Below are 13,535 nucleotides of genomic sequence, written 5' to 3'. Positions count from 1 at the left end.
ATACCATTTTAAAATGTATTGGAGTGAAAATTATGAATACAAGCTGGCTAAATAAAGTGAAAAAATTACCCTACGTGGATTCAAACATTAGATTTTTCGGCGGACATAAACATAGCGTAAAAAAAGGTTGGTCAGTTTCAGAAGAATATCATCATGCATTTGAAATTTTAATAGTTCTAGATGGAGAACAATTAACAGAGACTAATCAACAAGAATATAAAATTAAAAAAAATCAAATAATATTAATCCCTCCAGGTTACAGACATACAAACACTTGTATTTCTGAAGAAGGCATGACCTATTTTTGTGTTCATTTTGATATTGATGAGCCACAAATTCATCATGATTTAATATGTTATTGCAACTTTATTTTTACAGAAGAAAATAAAGTATACATTCAGTTGAAAAACGTTATAAATAAATGGATTGACTTATTAGATATGAATATTGACACTTCTTCTTTGATTAATAAATTGGAAGTAGAAATTATACTTATGGAATTGATTATAGAATTACTTAAATATGCAGAAACAAAAAAGAAGTTAGAAATTAAAAGTAATGACAGCACACTTTATTATGCTCGTTGTATAAGTGAAAAAATCAAAGAAAATTTTCGCCAATTTTCTCTAAACCCGTCTGACGATAAGTTAAAAACTTTAACAATGAAATATATAGCAAACCAGTTGAATATAAGTAATGGATATTTATTAGTAAATTTTAAATCTGTCTACAATATTTCCCCTAAAAGTTATCTTAATCAGCTAAAATTTAATGAGGCCAAAATTCTCTTGGGTCAACCCAATATCACTTTATCTGAAATAAGTGAACGTACTGGATATAGAAATGTTTCTCACTTTAGCCGTCAATTTAAATTATGGAGTGGAATGAGTCCTTCTGAGTTTAGAAATATACTAACTAGATAAAATCTATACTATCATAAATAATTATCATCTAAAATCTCATCATTAGAAAGTAATTCTATATATTCATAGTACCATTAATAGAAAAAGGAATACTCAAAGCTCTTCTTGCTCTAGGTATTCCTTTAATTAAATTAGATAAATATTTGTGTCAAACTCAAAATTTATTATAATAAACTAAATTAACCTATACCATTTCTTTAATTAAATTATTACTTTAAACTCTTCTAAATGAGTTATTATAAATTCTGTTATCCCCATCCCCATAGCAAAGAATGCTAAAATAACAATTAATATTATTGCACCAAAATCATATTTCATTTTTTCTTCTTTATTTATTATGTAGGATAGAATAATTTCTATTCCTAAAAGTACTAATATAACAGGCCAAAGGGATGCTATTAAAGAAATATTAATAGCAGTGTTAACTAATCTAAGCAAAAACATTACTCCAAACGTAACTAAAACAATTCCTGCAGTTAATGTTCCTACTCTACGTCCCTTAAGCATCAATTTCACGCTCCTTTTTCTTTCCCATAATAAGTTTTACACCAAGAGCAACTATTGCTATTCCTATAATTACTTGTGGAACTTGTTTTATAGAATAATATATAACACCATAAATTTCATAGGGAATATATCGTTCTAGGACATTCATTATATTATTAGTCACTAAATAAATACCTAAAAATAATAATACTATACCTATAACAAGTCTACGTTTTTCAAATATATTTTTATCTAATGTTACTAATTTATCAATAGAAAATAGATACTTATCTTCTACAAGTAAAAGTTCATTATCATTTAAACTTGCTTTATTTGCACAATCAAAAACTGAATAGAACCAAATAAGTGGTAATATAAATAATAATTCTCCTATACCAATCCAAGAAGAAAGAAATATTAAAAAGAAAAACATGGACATAAAAGATAGCCCTATCTTCATAAATCCCATATACATATGCCCTGCACCAGGCAACATTGAAAAAATAAAAGTTAAAAATTTACCTTTTCTCTTTACCATTATTAAAAACCTCCAAATTAATTATTTTTTCAGAAAAGCTACTAAGTGTTGAATTAACTGAATTTAAAATACTTAAATCCAGTGGCTTAATAGAATTTGAGTTTTCAAATGAACTAGCCATAATATTTAATCCATTTGAGAAAAGTATCATTAATGCTATACTAGCAGCAACTACAACTTTAGTACAATAAAAACCAAACTGAACACCACTTTGTTTTTTAGCTTTTATCTTTATTTCTACTTTCTCTTGAAAACCTAAAGGAGCTTCTGCAAGTTCATCATCTTTAAAATTGTCTGCAAATGCACATGCACACTTTTGACAGTCACTAATATGATCCAATATAGGGATCATTTCTTCATCAGTTAAAGTGCCAAATTTAAGTTCGTTTAATATCTCCTCAGTCAAATGTCCCTCTTTATTAAATAATGCATGCTTCACATAAACTCCTCCTTCCATAAATCCTTTAATAATTTTTTTGACCTATAAAGTTGTGTTTCTAAAGTTTTTATGCTTTTACCAGTTTCCTTTGCTAAATGTGAAAGTTTAATATCTTTACAAAAATAGCTTATAGCTACAGTCTTATAAGGCTCTTTTAACTTATTACATACGCTTTGAATTCTTTCCAGAGTGTTCTTTTTTACTACCGTTTCCTCTGGTGAATCTCCCTTATCTTCCAAATCCTCATATCCTTCTTCTGATAAACTAATATTTGTTCTTACTTTACTTTTAAGATAATCCTTGCACTTATTTGCAGCGATTGTTGTAAGCCAAGCCTTAAAATTATTACCATCAAAACTTTCATAGTTTTGATATGCAGATAAAAAAGTTTGCTGTGCCAAGTCTTCAGCATCAAAATAATTTTTAGTAAAAGATAGACAAATAGTGATAATTAAACGTTTATATTGTTTTATACAATTTGTAAAATCTTCTTTTTCAATAAATATCACCACCTCATTTTATCCTTACACTTAATATAACGATTCAAAAATAAAAAACACTTCAATATTTTTCATAATTATAATAAAAATTTTAAAATTACTAAAAAATAAAGCTATTAGTAGTTAGATTATCCGTCTATTTAATTCAAAATCGAACTATAAATATCCATATCTTTTTTAATTTATTGCATCCAGAAATAATACATTTCAATGAACATTCTTTATAATTAATATAAAACTTTATTATAGAAAAAGGCCACATTAAATGTGACCTTCTCAAATATAATATTAATTTATTAAATAATATACATATATATTTCAATAATAATTATTTAATAAATCAAATAACTAAATACTCTTTTGTTTAATATTTAAATTTGCAACATATATATCATAACCTATAGTTATTCTTACATTTCTACATCTTTCCAACTTATCTTAAAGCTTATTTTCCAAAGAATTATATTAACTATAAAAAGAACAAATGCAAATATTCCAACAAATAAAATATTATTTCTAATTAATACATGTATTAAAGCAAACATTCCAATAAGCATAAAGGTCAGTACCCCTGGAGCTATAAGCTTGCCACTATCAACTGTAGCAAATTTTACACTAAAAGGCATTCTTTTATTTGATAGTTTAAAATACAGTAAGGCTGATACTAAAAGAACTAAAAACATTACAATTAAGTCCATAATTATTGATGGTCCTTTTAATATTAAAAATACTACAGCCACTAATAAATAAATTGGAATAACTAAATTAAATAAAGTTCCTTTTATTGCCCCCTTCATTATTACCCCTGGATCTTTTATTGGTAATACCTTATATATAAATGCACCTTTATAACTATCACTATTATTTATATAAGCAGTACAAAAACATAACATTAATACAGTTATATACATTAATAAATGTAATTTCCCATCATAGCTTGTTTGAATAGTTTCAATAAATGTTTTTTTTCTATCGCTAAAAACAAATATAACTGGCATAAATACAGCCATTGCAAGTGAAGGATATACCTTAAGCTTAAAATTCCTCTCTGTTGCTAGCATATTTTTAGTAAATATAAACATGCTCTTTTCAATTTTGTCTCTGCAAATCAATGCTGCTGTAAACTCTGTTCTTTTTTCATTTCCACGACTTATAACTCCTCCATTATTATTTAATTTTTGAAGATTATTTTCAAAATAAGGTACTACTTTTGTAACATAAAACATAATCAATATAACTGGACCTAATATAGCCATTATAGATAAAAATATTAAAAAAGAATTTTTATCTCTATCTATTAATATTCCAAATGGAGCTGCAAACCACATAGATGGAAGTAATCCATGCCAAAACTTAGGAACGTAGCAAGTTTTAATACCTTCAATAGTAAAAATTTTATTAAATAACTGATAACCAAAAGTAAATAAAAATGCTAAAAATATCTGAAAATAGTTTATTATATCCTTTAATTTCTCTCCATCAAAAAACTTTAAAACTAAAGTATATAGAAATGCCGTTATTACTATAACTATTAAAGCTAATAATATATTTTCTATAATAAATATTGGAGAAAATATCACTCCATATTTTACTGTTCCAATAATTAACGGAATTAAATTTAAAGATAAAGAAATCCCCATTATATATATACATATATGAGTAAGCTTGGCAGCATTAAAAGTTTTGCTATCTATAGGCTTTGGTAATAATATATTTTTTTCTGTTACATCTAATAAAACTGATGAAAAATCTGATATCATAAGCGATACTATCATAAATAAATTTACGCCTACAATAATATTTATATTTTGCAAAGCTGATATATCATTTATCATTATTAATCCAAGAAAAATACTTAAAAATCCATTAAACATAAGAAGACGCACATAATTATTCTTATCCTCATCTTCAACAGATTTTTTATTATTTGTCAAAGCAGTACTTACTCTACGTCCATCCATAGTTAATTTTATTTGTAAAATCATTCTCATAATATCATAATTAACACCCAACTTCTTATATAATATTTCAAACTTATCTAACAACTTTAATATTTTAAATTCTTTCATCTCTATACCTCTTCAACTAAAGAAACAAATTTCTTAGCAATATTCTCATGTTCATTAAAACCTGTTAATTGATTAAATATTTCTTCTAAAGAACTTTCTTTTTTGCTATTTTTAAGTTCCTCAAAACTTCCATCTGCAGCTATTTTCCCATTATTAACAAGTACAATTCTATCACTTATTTTTTCAACAACATCCATTATATGTGAAGAATAAAATATAGTCTTTCCTTCTCTAGCAAGATGACTCATGACTTCCTTAAATATCATTACACTATTAGCATCTAGTCCACTTAAAGGCTCATCAAAAAATAATATGTCTGGATTATGAATTAAACTGCATATTATAAGAAACTTTTGCTTCATTCCTTTTGAATATGAAGATATCCTAGAATACATAGCTCCTTTAATTTCAAATAATTCCATAAGTTTCTCTGCTCTTTCAATAAATTTTTCTTGATCTAGCCCATATACTCCACCTAAAAAGCTTATATACTCAAATGCAGTTAAATTTTCATATATATCTGCAAGTTCTGGAACATACCCTATTTTTTTCTTATATTCCACATTTCCATCACTTATATCTTGTCCTAATATTTCTACCTTTCCTTCATATCCTTCTATTATACCAAGCATTATTTTTATAGTTGTACTTTTACCTGCGCCATTAGTACCTATATATCCTATTATTTGTCCTCTAGGAATCTCTAAATTTATTCCATTAAGTACTTGCTTGTCGCCATAACTCATTTTTAAATTTTCAATTGATATTATACTTTTTAAACTTTCCATAACTTTTGCCCCTTTAAAAGCACAAAATGTGCAAATTTAATATTTTATTTTAGAAATAAAATATATTGTTAATGTACCAAATAAATGTTTTAATGTAAATAAATAGTTTTATGAAAACGTTAAATATAAAACCTGATATTTTAATTTTTAGATAAATTTTTACATAATGCGACTTAATTGTTTAAATTCCCTTATATTTAAAACGAAAAAATATTGACAAAGAAATATACACAGTATAAAATTAGATTCATCAAAGAGAAAAAGCTATGATGGAGACAAGTAAAAAAAATATTCACCAACAGTGAGCTGGAGATAGTGTGAACCCAGTGGCAGAGTTTTTTTGAATAACACTCCGGAGTTGCAAGCTGAAATATTTATAGACTGTAATTTAAACTCAGGTTTGACGCAGAAGAAAATAGATTAGGTGCGCCGTGTTCCATACGTTACTTGGATACCAGTATTAGCTGGAAAAAAGAGACCTATATGGTAATTTAGGTGGCACCGCGGATAAGCGTCAATTCGTCCTATGATTAAGATGAATTGACGCTATTTTTATATCTAAGGGGGTTATACCAATATGTGTACAATTATGTGTTATACAGGAACAGACATGAAACATGAAAAATTTGCTGAAGCATTACAAAGAACTGAGTCAAGAGGACCAGATATGACTGAAATTCTTACTTTACCATCTGGTATTTTAGGATTCCAAAGACTTGCTATTATGGACTTAAGTTATAGTGGAATGCAACCATTCACAAGAAAAATGGATGCTTCTATCTGTAATGGTGAAATTTATGGTTTCCGTGAACTAAAAAAGGACTTAATAGAAAAAGGACATAAGTTTATCTCAGATAGTGATTGTGAAGTATTAATTCCTATGTATTATGAATATGGATTAGATATGTTTGCAAAATTAGATGCAGAGTTTGCAACTGTTATCTATGATGGAGAAAAGGATAGTTTCATTGCAGCAAGAGATCCATTTGGAATTCGTCCTCTATTTTATGGATATTCTGAATCAGGAAAAATCATGTTTGCAAGTGAAGCAAAAAATTTAGTTGGTCTTACAGACAAGATAATGGCATTTCCACCAGGACACTATTATGCTGATGGTAAATTTACATGCTATTGTGATATAGCAGCAGTAAAAGGTGAATATTGCAAAGACGATTTAGAAGTTATTTGTAAAAATATTCATGACAAATTAGTAGCTGCTATAGAAAAACGTATGGATGCTGATGCTCCTGTAGGTTTCTTATTAAGTGGTGGATTAGATAGTTCGTTAGTATGTTCAGTTGCTCAAAAATTACATCCTGGAAAGAAAATTAAAACATTCTGCATAGGTATGACTGAGGATGCAATTGACTTAAAATACGCAAAAGAAGTTGCGGATTACATTGGTAGTGATCACACTGCTGTTTATATGACAAAAGAAGAGGTTCTTGAATCACTTGATGAAGTTATTAAACTTCTTGGAACTTTTGATATTACAACAATAAGAGCAAGTATGGGAATGTACTTACTTTGCAAAAAAATACATGAAATTTCTGATGTAAAAGTTCTTCTAACAGGTGAAATTTCTGATGAATTATTTGGCTATAAATATACTGATTTTGCTCCAAACGCAGATGAATTCCAAAAAGAATCACAAAAAAGAGTAAAAGAACTTTATATGTATGATGTACTTCGTGCTGACCGTTGTATCAGCTCAAATTCTTTAGAAGCAAGGGTGCCATTTGGAGATTTAGATTTTGTAAAATATGTTATGGCAATAGATCCTGAAAAGAAATTAAATAAATATAACATGGGTAAATACCTTTTAAGACATGCATTTGAAGGCGATTATCTTCCAAATAGTATTTTATATCGTGATAAAGCAGCATTCAGTGATGCTGTAGGACACTCTATGGTAGATCATTTAAAAGAATATGCAGAAAAATGCTATTCTGACGAAGAATTTGAAAAACTATGTGAAAAGTATAAATATCATGCTAAACCATTCACAAAAGAATCTCTATTATATAGAGAAATATTTGAAAAACACTATCCAAAACAAGCAGAAATGGTAATAGATTATTGGATGCCAAATAAAGAATGGGAAGGCTGTAATGTAAATGATCCTAGTGCTAGAGTATTATCAAATTACGGTAACAGTGGTAAATAATTAAGAAAATCTAAGTTGATTTATTAAAAAAATCAGCAAAAATATACAAGTAACTTATATCATAATAAAACAAGTGCACTTTAGAAACATATGTAAAAGTATATTTCTAAAGTGCTTTTTATTTTTATCTATTACTTAACCCATGCACCAGAAGAATTAAGATACCATCCATTTACCCATGTATCATGTGCCATTGTACCATCTTCACTATAGAAGTAATACCAACTTCCATCAATGTTTTGCCAACCTTTTTTCATCATTCCTACTATACCTTCACTTGAACTCGTATTAAAGTAATACCAAGAACCATTAATTTTTTGCCATCCTGTTTTCATAATCCCAATACTGCTACTACTACTTTCATCTAAATAATAATAAGCATCTCCACCAAGATTTATAAAACCAGTTGCCATTTGACCATTTCCATAGAAGTAATACCAGCTTCCATTATTATAAAACCATCCTGTTTGCATATATCCTTTTTCTTTTCCTGTCTTACCATTTAAATTAAAATAGTACCAAGATCCTTCCACTTTATGCCAGCCCGTAACTAAATTACCCATGTTATTTCCAACTGTAGGATCTAAATAATAAAATGAGTTATTACCTAAGTTTATAAATCCAATTGCCATTTGCCCATTTCCATAAAAATAATATCTCTTGCCATCTAAATCCATCCAACCATTTTGTAGCTTTCCACTTGAATTTACATAATACCTATCATTTCCTCTATAATTCCATCCTGAAGTAAAATCTGAGGTATTACTAGATATTTCATTTCCATTATTTAAAGCTCCTAAAATAACTTTTGTATTTGGATTAAATGCTTTATCTCCTATTTTTACTCCACTGTTTGGAATATAAATAGTATCGTTACTTGGTTTACAACCTACAAATGCACTAATTCCTATTTCGTCTACTGTAGAGGGAATAGTAATACTACTTAACTTATAACATCCTAAAAAAGCACCACTTCCTATCTTTTTTACACCCTCTGGAATCACAACACTTGTTATATTTTCATAATTGCCATATCGATATTTTCTAGAGCCACCTATATCAATTACAGTAAAAGCACCATCTGCTATAGTTGTTACATTAGATGGAATCACAATGTCACCAACTGCATCTTTACCATCTATTAAAATACCATTTACAACTACAAGTGGATTTGAATTTCTTTTATTAGTAAGCCATGAAGTATTTTCAAAAGCACCTACATCTATTTCAGTTATACTTGATGGAATTTTAATATTTCTCAAGCTTGTACATCCAAAAAAAGCCAATTCCCCAATATGTTTTACGGTATCTGGAATTTTTACACTAGTAATCTCTGTAGATTCTCTTAATCCATTTTCTTCTATTCCTGATACAGTATGTCCTTCAATTTCTTTCGGAATCTCTACTTCTCCACTTAAGTTATCATTTTGCCAAATAGATATTGTTCCATCAGAACATTCTTTATAGGACCATTTAATATCATTTTCATCTACGCCTGTTTTTCCTGTACCATTTTTTTGTTCCGCTACTATATCTGAAGTAGAATTACTCGCAGCCAATACCATACTAGAGTCTGCAAAACTCATACTAAGCGCCACAACCAATAAACCTACCAAATATTTTTTACGTTTTAACATTATTATTCCTCCTAAGTTTTATTAGTATTATATAAAACATTATAATACTTTTATTGATAATAACACCATATATAATACAACTTCCCATAAAAATATCAAGACTTTTTATATAAAAATCTTAAACTTATGCTCAATAAAATAACCCACAAAAATCTATATTTTAGATTTTCATGGGTTTAATATTATAGTCAAAGCTCCATCTTTAAAATTCACTAACTATATATTTTTTAATCTTATTATTTCTACAATTGATATTTAAATTGACTATTATAAAGTTCTGTATAAATTCCACCTTTATCTACAAGTTCTTCGTGCTTTCCTCTTTCAACAATTTTACCATTATTCATAACAAGTATTATATCTGCATCACGTATGGTTGAAAGTCTATGAGCTATAACAAAGCTTGTACGTCCATTCATGATTGAAAGAAAAGCATTTTGTATTTTCAGTTCTGTTCTCGTATCAACATTACTTGTTGCTTCATCTAATATAAGTATTGGCGGATCTATAAGCATTACCCTTGCTATAGTTAAAAGTTGCTTCTGACCTTCTGAAAGATTTCCTCCAGATTCAGTTATCATAGTTTCATAGCCATCAGGAAGTCTCTTTATAAAACTATGAATATATGCTGATTTAGCTGCATTTTGAATTTCTTCTAAAGTAGCATTTGGATTGCCATAAGCTATATTTTCCTTTATAGTCCCTTCAAAAAGCCATGTGTCTTGAAGTACCATGCCAAATTGATTTCTAAGACTATCTCTAGTAAGATTATTTATTTCTTTACCATCTATAGTAATCTTACCTTTATCCAAATCATAAAATCTCATAAGTAAGTTTACCAGAGTAGTTTTTCCAGCACCTGTCGGCCCTACAATAGCTACAGTACTTCCTTTTTTTATATCAACACTAAATTCCTCTATAAGTGGTACTTTCTTATTATAGGAAAAAGATACATTTTCAAACTTAACATTTCCCTCACATCTTTTTATATTTTCATTATCTTTAGAATCTGTTTTCTCTGATTTTTCATCTAAAATTGAGAATACTCTTTCAGAAGATGCAAAGGCAGCTTGAAGCTGAGTAGCCACACTTGTTATATTATTTATAGGTTGCGAAAATTGAGTTGAATACGTTAAAAAACTTGAAATTACACCAACACTTAATCCACTTAAAACTGAAAAGATTCCTCCGATCAATCCCACTAAAATATATGTAACATTATTTACAAATCTTGTAGATGGATTTGTAAGTGATGAATAAAATTGAGCAAGTTGTCCACATTTATAAAGTCTTCCATTAATTTCAGAAAAACTTTCCTGTGCTCTTTTTTCATATCCAAAAAGTCGTACTACCTTTTGATTTCCTATAATTTCTTCTATATATCCATTTAATTCTCCTAAAGTTTTTTGTTGTTCTTTAAACATTTTAGTAGATCTTTTTGTAATAAAGGAAGCAATAAGAAAACATAGTGGAGTCATTAAGACTATTACAACAGTTAATTTAAAACTTAAAATTATCATTAAAATAATTGAACTTAATATAGTTATAATACCTGGATAGAATTGCGTTATAGCTTGAAATAATCCATCTGAAATATTATCCATATCATTTGTAAGTCTACTTATAATATCTCCATGAGGATTTCTATCAAAATATTTTAAAGGTAGAGTATTTATTTTATTTAATGCTTCATTTCTAAGATCTTTTACAGTGTTATAAGCTACCATATTAGCAACTGCATTAAAAAGCCATGTAAATAATGCACTTATTAAATAAATTACTCCAAGTAATATGATTTTCTTAATTAAACTATCAAAGTCAACCTCACCTTTAGAAATTATTTTATCAATAGCTTTTCCAATTATTAATGGTATAAATACAATAAGGATATTACTTATAAGTGCAAATATTAAAGAAGCAAACATATAACCTTTATATTTTGAAACATAACCTAATAATCTAGAAACTGTACTTTTTTTCATTTATATAGCCTCCTTTGTAATTTGAGAACTACATATTTCTTTATAAACACTTGACTCTTTAACTAATTCTTCATGCGTTCCAACTCCTGCAATTTTTCCATCATCTAATACAATTATTAAATCAGCATTTTTTATAGTGCTTATTCTTTGAGTAACCATAATTACAGTTGTGTCTTTAAAATTTTCTTTAATAACCTTTCTAAGTGCTGCATCTGTGGCATAATCAAGAGCACTTAAACTGTCATCCATAATTAATATTTCTGGTTTTTTTATTAAAGCTCTTGCTATAGTAAGTCTTTGTTTTTGCCCTCCTGAAAGATTAACTCCCCCTTGAGAAATATATGTATCATACTTTTCAGGCATTTTTTCTATAAAATCTGATGCCATTCCAATTTCAGCTGCCTTCTTAACTTCACTCATAGTTGCATTTTGAGATCCCCATCTTATATTTTCTGATACAGTACCAGAAAATAAAACAGCTTTTTGAGGAACTAATCCAATATTATTTTCAAGTTCTTTTTTATTATAATCTTTAATATTTATTTCATTTATAAATATGTTACCTTTACCTGTATCATATAATCTAGGTATTAAATTGATTAAGGTAGTTTTTCCTGAACCTGTACCACCTATTATTCCAACCATTTGTCCTCTTTTTATTTCAAAAGATATATCACTTATAGCATCTTCCTTAGAATCATTATAAGAAAAAGATACGTTATCAAATTTAAGTATTGAAATATCCCTATCATAATTTTTACTAAAACTACAATTTCCATTATAATTAATACTTGGCTCTGTATTAAATACTTCATTTACACGAGATACACTAGCCGCTGCTTTAGTAAATGTAACTATAAGAGTGGCAAGCACTATAAGAGCTGATAAAACTAGATTTATATAGTTTATATATGCTATCACCTTTCCTGTTGTCATTTCTCCTATGTTTACTCTTATTCCTCCAAACCAAATTACTGCCATAAGTGCAAAATTCATTATTATACTTGTAACTGGATTCATAAATGCTGATATTTTTCCTACCTTAATTGCAGTACTTGCAAGATTTTCGTTTGATTCTTTAAATCGTATTTTTTCACTTTCTACTCTTGAAAATGCTCTTATAACCCTTACCCCAGATAAATTTTCTCTTAATATAAGTGCTAATTTATCAAGTTTTTTCTGAACCACTTTATAAAGAGGAAGAGAGTTACTCATAATAATATATATTGCAAAAATAAAAAATGGAATTGATAAATACATTATTAAAGATAATTTAACATCAAGTAACATTGCCATTATAATTCCGCCTATGCACAAAAATGGAACTCTTATGGCAAGTCTAATAAATAATGCAAGTGCAAGTTGAAGTTGATTTACATCATTTGTTACACGATTAATAAGAGATGATGTTCCAAAATTATCGATCTCATTATATGAAAAAGTTCCTATCTTTTTAAACAACTCATTTCTAAGTGCCGTTCCAAATCCCTGTGAAGAAATAGAAGCAAAATACTGACATGTAAAAGATGCTAATACTCCACAAACCGCCATTAAAAGCATGATTAAACCTATTTCAATTATATAATTAATATTTTTTATTCCTATACCTTTATCAGTTATAAGCACCATTATTGTAGGTATTGATATTTCGAAAATTGCCTCTAACAATTTAAATATAGGCCCTAATATAACTTGTTTTTTATAAGGCTTTATGAATTTCAATAAATTATTCAAAGTTTGCCCTCCATTCGTAAGCACATGAAAGAAAATAATAAACCAAATATATAATACATATTTCGTGTCAAACAAGAAAATAAATTCTTCTCATAACGGCCTATTAATAACATTTGATGATGCAGTATTATTCGAAATAAACTATCATACTATAATCTATTATTTTTTTGCTTGTACCTTAGTGTATTGTTGAATATTGTCCAAAATTCCTTTATCATTATATCAAAAACAAATATATATAAAAAATACATAATATATATAAGTCCCATACA

General features: G+C 27.7%; 11 protein-coding genes and 1 other annotated feature. Of the genes, 2 read left to right on the top strand and 9 right to left on the bottom strand.

Going from position 1 to position 13,535, the window contains the following annotated elements:
• Positions 1-32: 32 nt before the first annotated feature.
• Positions 33-923, top strand: coding sequence for an AraC family transcriptional regulator (locus tag ACYUET_RS02280; protein WP_460277583.1), 891 nt, complete (start codon positions 33-35; stop codon positions 921-923).
• Between the two features lie 201 nt (positions 924-1,124).
• Here the strand turns inward: ACYUET_RS02280 and ACYUET_RS02275 are convergent, their stop codons facing one another.
• The 6 genes from ACYUET_RS02275 to ACYUET_RS02250 all read right to left on the bottom strand — a co-directional run bounded on the left by ACYUET_RS02275 (position 1,125) and on the right by ACYUET_RS02250 (position 5,743).
• On the bottom strand, positions 1,125-1,430 hold the full coding sequence (locus ACYUET_RS02275) for a LiaF transmembrane domain-containing protein (RefSeq protein ID WP_460277582.1): 306 nt from the start codon (positions 1,428-1,430) through the stop codon (positions 1,125-1,127).
• On the bottom strand, positions 1,423-1,947 hold the full coding sequence (locus tag ACYUET_RS02270; protein WP_460277580.1) for a hypothetical protein: 525 nt from the start codon (positions 1,945-1,947) through the stop codon (positions 1,423-1,425). The genes ACYUET_RS02275 and ACYUET_RS02270 overlap by 8 nt, the downstream gene beginning before the upstream one ends.
• Positions 1,928-2,386 (bottom strand): hypothetical protein, encoded by a 459-nt coding sequence (locus ACYUET_RS02265; protein WP_460277579.1) that lies wholly within the window; start codon positions 2,384-2,386, stop codon positions 1,928-1,930. The genes ACYUET_RS02270 and ACYUET_RS02265 overlap by 20 nt, the downstream gene beginning before the upstream one ends.
• Positions 2,383-2,895: an RNA polymerase sigma factor gene (locus ACYUET_RS02260; RefSeq protein ID WP_460278232.1), complete on the bottom strand. Its 513-nt coding sequence runs from the start codon at positions 2,893-2,895 to the stop codon at positions 2,383-2,385. The genes ACYUET_RS02265 and ACYUET_RS02260 overlap by 4 nt, the downstream gene beginning before the upstream one ends.
• 401 nt (positions 2,896-3,296) lie before the next feature.
• Entirely contained in the window at positions 3,297-4,955 is a 1,659-nt protein-coding gene (locus ACYUET_RS02255) for a hypothetical protein (protein WP_460277578.1), read from the bottom strand.
• Positions 4,956-4,957: 2 nt separating this feature from the next.
• Positions 4,958-5,743, bottom strand: coding sequence for an ABC transporter ATP-binding protein (locus ACYUET_RS02250; protein WP_460277577.1), 786 nt, complete (start codon positions 5,741-5,743; stop codon positions 4,958-4,960).
• A gap of 257 nt (positions 5,744-6,000) precedes the next feature.
• Positions 6,001-6,273: a binding site (T-box leader), on the top strand.
• A 47-nt stretch (positions 6,274-6,320) separates the two neighbouring features.
• Between ACYUET_RS02250 and asnB the strand changes: the two genes are divergently transcribed.
• Positions 6,321-7,910, top strand: coding sequence for an asparagine synthase B (asnB, locus tag ACYUET_RS02245; RefSeq protein ID WP_460277575.1), 1,590 nt, complete (start codon positions 6,321-6,323; stop codon positions 7,908-7,910).
• 131 nt (positions 7,911-8,041) lie between these two features.
• Here asnB and ACYUET_RS02240 read toward each other — a convergent pair whose 3' ends face one another.
• From ACYUET_RS02240 to ACYUET_RS02230, 3 genes are all read right to left on the bottom strand, one after another.
• A complete protein-coding gene (locus ACYUET_RS02240) occupies positions 8,042-9,547 on the bottom strand; it encodes a leucine-rich repeat protein (protein WP_460277574.1) in 1,506 nt (501 codons plus the stop codon).
• A gap of 242 nt (positions 9,548-9,789) precedes the next feature.
• The gene (locus ACYUET_RS02235; protein ID WP_460277572.1) at positions 9,790-11,529 is read right to left on the bottom strand and encodes an ABC transporter ATP-binding protein; all 1,740 of its coding nucleotides are present in this window, start codon (positions 11,527-11,529) and stop codon (positions 9,790-9,792) included.
• Positions 11,530-13,263: an ABC transporter ATP-binding protein gene (locus ACYUET_RS02230; protein WP_460277571.1), complete on the bottom strand. Its 1,734-nt coding sequence runs from the start codon at positions 13,261-13,263 to the stop codon at positions 11,530-11,532.
• Positions 13,264-13,535: the final 272 nt, after the last annotated feature.

This window comes from Clostridium sp. CTA-5, from assembly GCF_054768135.1.
Note: the sequence above shows the minus strand (reverse complement) of the source record. Positions and strands in the feature narration are given on the sequence as shown.